This is a genomic window from bacterium (assembly GCA_027622355.1).
Classification (GTDB): domain Bacteria; phylum UBA8248; class UBA8248; order UBA8248; family UBA8248; genus JAQBZT01.
Map to the genome: position 1 here is coordinate 1 of JAQBZT010000196.1, position 5,709 is coordinate 5,709.

General features: G+C 61.1%; 10 protein-coding genes. 6 read left to right on the plus strand and 4 right to left on the minus strand.

Features of this window, described 5'->3' with window-relative positions:
- Positions 1-93 precede the first annotated feature (93 nt).
- Together O2807_11080 and O2807_11085 are read left to right on the plus strand one after the other, a co-directional pair.
- Positions 94-693: a DNA-binding protein gene (locus tag O2807_11080; protein MDA1001040.1), complete on the plus strand. Its 600-nt coding sequence runs from the start codon at positions 94-96 to the stop codon at positions 691-693.
- Position 694: 1 nt separating this feature from the next.
- Positions 695-1,354: an MgtC/SapB family protein gene (locus O2807_11085; protein MDA1001041.1), complete on the plus strand. Its 660-nt coding sequence runs from the start codon at positions 695-697 to the stop codon at positions 1,352-1,354.
- On the opposite strand, the gene O2807_11090 is transcribed toward O2807_11085, so the two are convergent.
- Genes O2807_11090 through crcB form a run of 4 tightly spaced genes read right to left on the minus strand, consistent with a single transcriptional unit; the run spans position 1,351 to position 3,007 of the window.
- Positions 1,351-2,328: an NADPH:quinone oxidoreductase family protein gene (locus O2807_11090; GenBank protein MDA1001042.1), complete on the minus strand. Its 978-nt coding sequence runs from the start codon at positions 2,326-2,328 to the stop codon at positions 1,351-1,353. The genes O2807_11085 and O2807_11090 overlap by 4 nt on opposite strands.
- Before the next feature lie 4 nt (positions 2,329-2,332).
- Positions 2,333-2,476: a hypothetical protein gene (locus O2807_11095; protein MDA1001043.1), complete on the minus strand. Its 144-nt coding sequence runs from the start codon at positions 2,474-2,476 to the stop codon at positions 2,333-2,335.
- On the minus strand, positions 2,477-2,599 hold the full coding sequence (locus O2807_11100) for a hypothetical protein (protein MDA1001044.1): 123 nt from the start codon (positions 2,597-2,599) through the stop codon (positions 2,477-2,479).
- A gap of 33 nt (positions 2,600-2,632) precedes the next feature.
- Complete coding sequence (gene crcB / locus O2807_11105) at positions 2,633-3,007, minus strand: fluoride efflux transporter CrcB (GenBank protein MDA1001045.1); 375 nt, start codon at positions 3,005-3,007, stop codon at positions 2,633-2,635.
- A 243-nt stretch (positions 3,008-3,250) separates the two neighbouring features.
- Here crcB and O2807_11110 point away from each other — a divergent pair, with 243 nt between their 5' ends.
- The 4 genes from O2807_11110 to O2807_11125 all read left to right on the plus strand — a co-directional run.
- Complete coding sequence (locus tag O2807_11110; GenBank protein ID MDA1001046.1) at positions 3,251-3,445, plus strand: hypothetical protein; 195 nt, start codon at positions 3,251-3,253, stop codon at positions 3,443-3,445.
- A 332-nt stretch (positions 3,446-3,777) separates the two neighbouring features.
- Positions 3,778-5,007, plus strand: a complete 1,230-nt coding sequence (gene bioF / locus O2807_11115) for an 8-amino-7-oxononanoate synthase (GenBank protein ID MDA1001047.1) — start codon at positions 3,778-3,780, stop codon at positions 5,005-5,007.
- A 66-nt stretch (positions 5,008-5,073) separates the two neighbouring features.
- On the plus strand, positions 5,074-5,313 hold the full coding sequence (locus O2807_11120; protein ID MDA1001048.1) for a hypothetical protein: 240 nt from the start codon (positions 5,074-5,076) through the stop codon (positions 5,311-5,313).
- Between the two features lie 38 nt (positions 5,314-5,351).
- The coding region (locus O2807_11125; GenBank protein ID MDA1001049.1) for a hypothetical protein at positions 5,352-5,709 on the plus strand (358 nt) is incomplete at its 3' end.

Below are 5,709 nucleotides of genomic sequence, written 5' to 3' on the forward strand. Positions count from 1 at the left end.
TTTTCTTCCCGGCGTTCCGCTCTATGATGCCGTTTCTGTGATTTTCTTTTTCATCCGACCGGCGCGACACCGGACGGCAGGAGGTTTATCCCGATGGCATCAAAGAAAGGTATTTTCGACAACTCGAACTGGAAGACCCGCCCGCCCCGCTACGATGTGGCCGAGGCGCGCATCGGCCGGGTGCTTGCGATCCGCATGGCGCCGGGGGATGATCTGTTCGGCACGACGCTCAAGATCTGCAAGGAAAAGGGCGTCAAGGCAGGCGTCATCGTGAGCGCGGCGGCGAGTTTGCAGAAGGCGGTGCTGCGCAACGTCTGGCAGTTCCCCGATCCGTTTCCCATCAACGATGAGTGCCGCATCTTCACCCCGCTGAACGGCCCGCTCGAACTCCTCCAGATGAGCGGCAACATCACCCAGACCGAAAAGGGCGAGCCCTACCTGCATGCCCATGTGACGATCTCCCTCGGGCGGCCCGAGGCGACCTGCTTCGGCGGGCATCTCGTCGAGGGCTGCACCATCTTCAGCACCTGCGAGCTGATCGTCGCCGAACTGGAGGATGTCGCCCTCATGCGCCTGCTGGACAAGCACACCCTGGTGGGCGAGGTCTTCGGCGTTCCACTGAACGGCAAGACCGACCTGAAGAAAGAGATCGCCAAGCGCAAGGCGCGCCCCAAGCCCAAGGGGGTCAAGTAGCTTGCACGATCAGCTGGCGTCCGTCCTGCTCCTCATCGAGGCGGCCTTTCTCGGCGGCCTCATCGGCATCGAGCGCGAGCGCAGCAATCAGCCGGCGGGCGTTCGGACCCATCTGATTTTGTGTCTGGGCTCGGCGCTGATCATGATCGTCTCCCGGCGCGTGGCCGAGGGCGGGGTCTTCGATCCGGGGCGCATCGCCGCCCAGGTGGTGACGGGGGTGGGCTTTCTCGGGGCGGGCGCCATCTTGCGGATGGGCCCCACCGTCCGTGGGCTGACGACGGCGGCGAGCATCTGGACCACGGCGGGCATCGGCCTCGCCGTCGGGGCGGGCTACCACACCGAAGCCGTCGCGGCCGTCGCGATTATGCTGCTCTCGCTCGGTTTTCTGAAAAAATTCAGTCGGCAGATATCGGGGAAACTCCGGTTCCGCGTGGTGGAGGTGACGGTCACCGAATCCGGAGGCGACAACCATATCCACGATCTGGAAGATCTGATTTCCCGGGAGCGGTGCCAGGTGCGCGAAGTGGACGTCACGCGCGATCTGAACGCGGGGCAGGTTCGCGTCCGCGTCCAGATCGGCATTCCGCGCGATTTCGATCCGGCGCAGATCGCCGATGCCATCATGAAAGAGCCCTGGGCCACGCACGCCGAAGTGCGCTAGGTCGTGACGACGATCTTTCCGATGTTTTTCCGGTCCCCAATCAGCTGAAGCGCCTCGGCCGCCCGCTCGAGCGGGTAGGTGTGGCCGATGGTGAGCTTGAGCTTTCCCTCCCGGATCATGGCGAAGGATTTTTCCGCCGCCTCGCGGATGAGGTGCACGTGGTCGGGGAAGTGGCGCGAGAGATAGTAGCCGATCAGCGCGCGGTTTGATTCGAGTATCTCGAAATCGTGGAATTGGACAGGAACCCCGCTGGCCCTGCCGTAGATGACGCATCGGCCGTAGAGCGCCAGCGCCTCCTTGAAGGAGCGCTCGAGCACCTCGCCGCCGATCGATTCGAGAACCACGTCCACCCCCCGGCCGCCGGTGAGCTCGAGGACCTTTTTCACCCAATCCTCTTTCACGTAGTTGATGGCGGTGGCGCCGAGGGCCGCGACGCGCTCGCATTTTTCGTCGCTTGAGGTGGTGCCGATCACCTTGGCGCCGCGCGCCTGACAGATTTGAATGGCGATTCCGCCGACACCGCCCGCCGCGGCATGGATGAGAACGGTTTCTCCGGGCCGGACCCGGGCGCAGTTGTCGATGATGTGCATGGCGGAGACGCACTGGACGCGGAAGGCGGCGCCCTGTTCGGGTGTGAAGTCATCCGGAAGGGGAGTGAGGGCACCGGTGAGAGCAATCGCGAAATCGGCGAGCGCTCCGCCCCAGAAATTCCCCGCGATGACGCGCTGACCCACTTCCCATCCCTCGACGCCCGGGCCGAGCTTGTCGATGGTGCCGGCGAACTCCCGGCCCATGATGAAGGGAAGGGGCATCTCGTCCACATAACGCCCCTCGCGGATCATGAGGTCGGAGTTGTTGAGGCCGACCGCCTCGATCTTGATGCGGACCTGGCCCGTTTCGGGTTCGGGTACGGGGATGTCCACGAGTTTCATCGTTTCAGGTCCGCCGTGTTTTTCGATCCGGATTGCACGCATGGGTCTACTCCTCCTTCCGGGAGTCCTTGTAGCGCTGGTTCATGCTCTGCGCGATTCCGCCCATGACGGCGGCGGTGAGGTCGAACGTGGCATCCAGCACGTCTTCGGCGATGCCTGCTTTCCCGGCGTCCGCCAGGCGGCGGTCCACTCAGGGCTGGCAGTTGCGGACGATGGCGATCGCAAGCCCGATCAGATTTTTTTCTCTGTCGGTGAGAAGGGAGACGCCGTGGGCGTCCCGGTAGTATTGCCGGAAGTCGGCGCGGCCGGTCATGTGTGCTCTCCTGTCATTTCCCGGCGGCGGCGCTCAGGCCCGGCCGGTGATGGAAAATCCCGCCCAGGTGGCGAGGACGCACCCGGCCACCGAGATAGCGATGTTGGCGGCCGCGGAGCCCCAGTGGCCGTTTTGAAACAGCTGGAAGGTTTCCAGACTGAATGCGGAAAAGGTGGTGAAGCCGCCGAGAACGCCGACGATCACAAGGTGGCGCGTGGGATCAGGCGCAAAGCCTCTCGTGAGGACCAGGGCGGCGATGAGTCCCATCACGAACGAGCCGATGACGTTGACCGATAGCGTTCCGAGCGGCCATGCCCCGCCGCTCCATCGTTGAACGGTGTTGGCCACGCCGTAGCGCAGGGCGCTTCCTGCGGCGCCTCCGAGCGCCACCCAGAGCCAGTTCGGCAAATCAATTTCTCCTTCGAAAAAACCTCCTTTCCGTCCGGAGGCAGGGTGTGATTTCCCTCTCTTTTTGACGCGAATACCGTGCAAATTGGCATTTTTTCACCAGATAGGCAAGCGAAAGGGATTCGTTTCACCCCTGTGCAGTAACCCACATCATCGAGGAATTCCGCCGGATGCCCGATATCTAAACAGGGGGAAGAAATCCCCCGGAACGCGCCGCTCGATTCGATATGGAGGTGACCGGCCATGTTGACGGCAATGGCAATGAGCAGGCTGGGGAAAAACCGGTGGGACCGAATACACAAGAAGACATGCGGGTTCCTGAGGCCGGTGGATATGGGGGGCTACACCTCCCTCGGCGGGAAAAATTATTCCGTGGAGAAGGCAATAAAGATCTACAAGGAAAAGAAGAAAAACCGCAAAGGCGACTATGGGAAATAACGGGCCGCAATAGAACGGCAGCGGACCTTGGGTACAACGAAAAGGGGTTTGTCATGTATCTTTCACCGAAACCCGGCCGCCGCAAGGGTACGACTTGGCTGCGGAGCAGGAAATTCTCGAACGAGTACAAGGCTTCGAAAGAGAACGAGCCGGCGCCTTCGAAAGAGGCGGTTTTCGCCGCAAAGGCAGCAGCCTCTCCGGCGCCCGAGCCGCAGCCTGGAGTAGAGCCCTCAAAAGGCGGACTCGTATTGTTTCTCAGGAAACACATCTTCCGTTTCTAATAATTTTCCCGCCGTTTTCCTTCCCTGGCATACTCTTCTAGAATTCGCTGCATGTGCGCCTCCGGTTTTTCCCGAAATCCAGATGATGCCGGCTGGCGAGGCTCCATCCGCCGCGAGCTCGCCGATCTGTCCAGTCGAAATCTCCGCCGCGGCCTGCGGACGCTCTCGAGCGCGCAGGGTCCCTGTGTCCGGTACGGCGGACGGGAGATGATTCTGTTTGCCAGCAACAACTACCTGGGCTTGGCGGATCACCCGCAGGTGATCGAGGCCGCCGCCGAGGGCGTCCGCAGATGGGGCGCCAGCGCTGCGGCGAGTCCGCTGGTATCGGGCTTCATGGAACCGCATCAGCTGCTCGCGGCGGACCTCGCCGCATTCAAGGGAAAAGCGGATGCGGTGCTCTTCGGCTCCGGCTTTCTGGCCAACGTGGGCTTGATCGCGTCACTGGCGGCCGAGGGCGACGCCATTTTCAGCGATGCACTCAACCACGCGAGCATCGTGGACGGCTGCAGGCTTTCCCGGGCGCGCGTGCACATCTATTCACACGGCGATATGACCGTTCTCGAAGATGCGCTGGCGAAGGAAAAATCCGCCCGGCGTCGCCTCATCGTGACCGACGGAATATTCAGCATGGACGGCAGTCTCGCCCCGCTCGGTATCTTGTGCGACTTGGCGGAGCGGCATGACGCGCTTCTCCTCGTTGACGAGGCGCATGCGACCGGCGTGATCGGACCACGGGGCCGGGGCGCCGCCGCGAAGTTCGGCGTGACGGACCGCGTGGGGGTGATAATGGGAACCCTGGGAAAGGCGCTGGCCGCCTACGGTGCGTTTGCGGCCGCGGATGCGGAAGTGGTGGACTATCTCATCAACCGGGCGCGCTCGCTCATCTTCTCGACCGGGCTCCCCCCGGCAGTGGCCGAGGCCGCCCGGGCGGCGCTCGAGATCGCCGCGGGCGAGGAAGGGGAGCGCCGCCGCCGCAACCTCCGTGTGCTCTGCGCCCGTTTCCGGCAGGGCGCACGGCGGATTGGTTTTGATCTCGATGAAAGGAATGAAGCGGATGAAGTGCCGATTTTTCCCTTGATCGTGGGCGATGAAGAGCGCGCGCTGAAACTGGCCGATCACTTGCTCGCCGCAGGGATATTCGCGCTCGCCATCCGGCCCCCCACCGTCCCGCCAGGGACCTCCCGCATCCGGTTCACCCTCATGGCCACCCACACCGAGGCGCAAGTGGACTTGGCGCTCGGAGCACTGGAAGCGGGCGTGAACAAACTCGGTCTTTTCTGAAGCCTCCCCAGCCGCTGCCGAATGTCATGATTTGTCCGTTTTCTCAGGATATCCGGCGGGAAATTGATGCTGAAAAGTTGGGACAGGCATATTCCCGGATTTTCCACCGAAGAAATTATTCCATTTTCCAGAAAAAAATTCCGGCGAATTGGAAAAAATTTTCAGCCGGAAATGTTCCCGGGGAGATGCCGCCCGCCCGAGCCTTTCCCTGTTTTTTCGAGAGTAGACGGCTGGAAATTCGATCTTCGTGAACGTTTCGCTTTCGGTAAGGAATATTATGGAAGCCATTTGCATTATAGGGAATGAGTAGCTACTGCAGAGGAGAGAGAAATTCAGATCATTCAGTGCGGTTTATCAGACAAGTGATTTTTTCATTCAAACGAACGTTTAAAGAGGAAGGTGATTTTATGAAATCGACAAAACTTTTTTATGCGATGGTGATTTCTTTCATGTTTGCGTTGGCCGCGACGCCCGCTCTTTCGGCAAACAGAGACAGCGGCGACAGCCAGGTGGGGAAGAACCCGTGCAGTTACAAAAAGGGAACTTTCAAGGAAAAGAGCGGCGATGAATACAAGAAGGGCGCTCTGAGTGGCAAGGACGCCGGCGACAGCGAGACGGGGATGAACCCCACCAAGTACAAGAAGGGAACTTTCAAGGCGAAGAGCGGCGATGAATACAAGAAGGGCGCTCTGAGTGGCAAGG

Bases quoted from the DNA above. Each gene is read 5' to 3' on its own strand.
- O2807_11110 (MDA1001046.1), top strand. From the start codon at position 3,251: ATGTTGACGGCAATGGCAATGAGCAGGCTGGGGAAAAACCGGTGGGAC.
- O2807_11090 (MDA1001042.1), bottom strand. From the start codon at position 2,328: ATGCGTGCAATCCGGATCGAAAAACACGGCGGACCTGAAACGATGAAA.
- O2807_11120 (MDA1001048.1), top strand. From the start codon at position 5,074: ATGCTGAAAAGTTGGGACAGGCATATTCCCGGATTTTCCACCGAAGAA.
- bioF (MDA1001047.1), top strand. From the start codon at position 3,778: ATGTGCGCCTCCGGTTTTTCCCGAAATCCAGATGATGCCGGCTGGCGA.
- O2807_11080 (MDA1001040.1), top strand. From the start codon at position 94: ATGGCATCAAAGAAAGGTATTTTCGACAACTCGAACTGGAAGACCCGC.
- O2807_11100 (MDA1001044.1), bottom strand. From the start codon at position 2,599: ATGACCGGCCGCGCCGACTTCCGGCAATACTACCGGGACGCCCACGGC.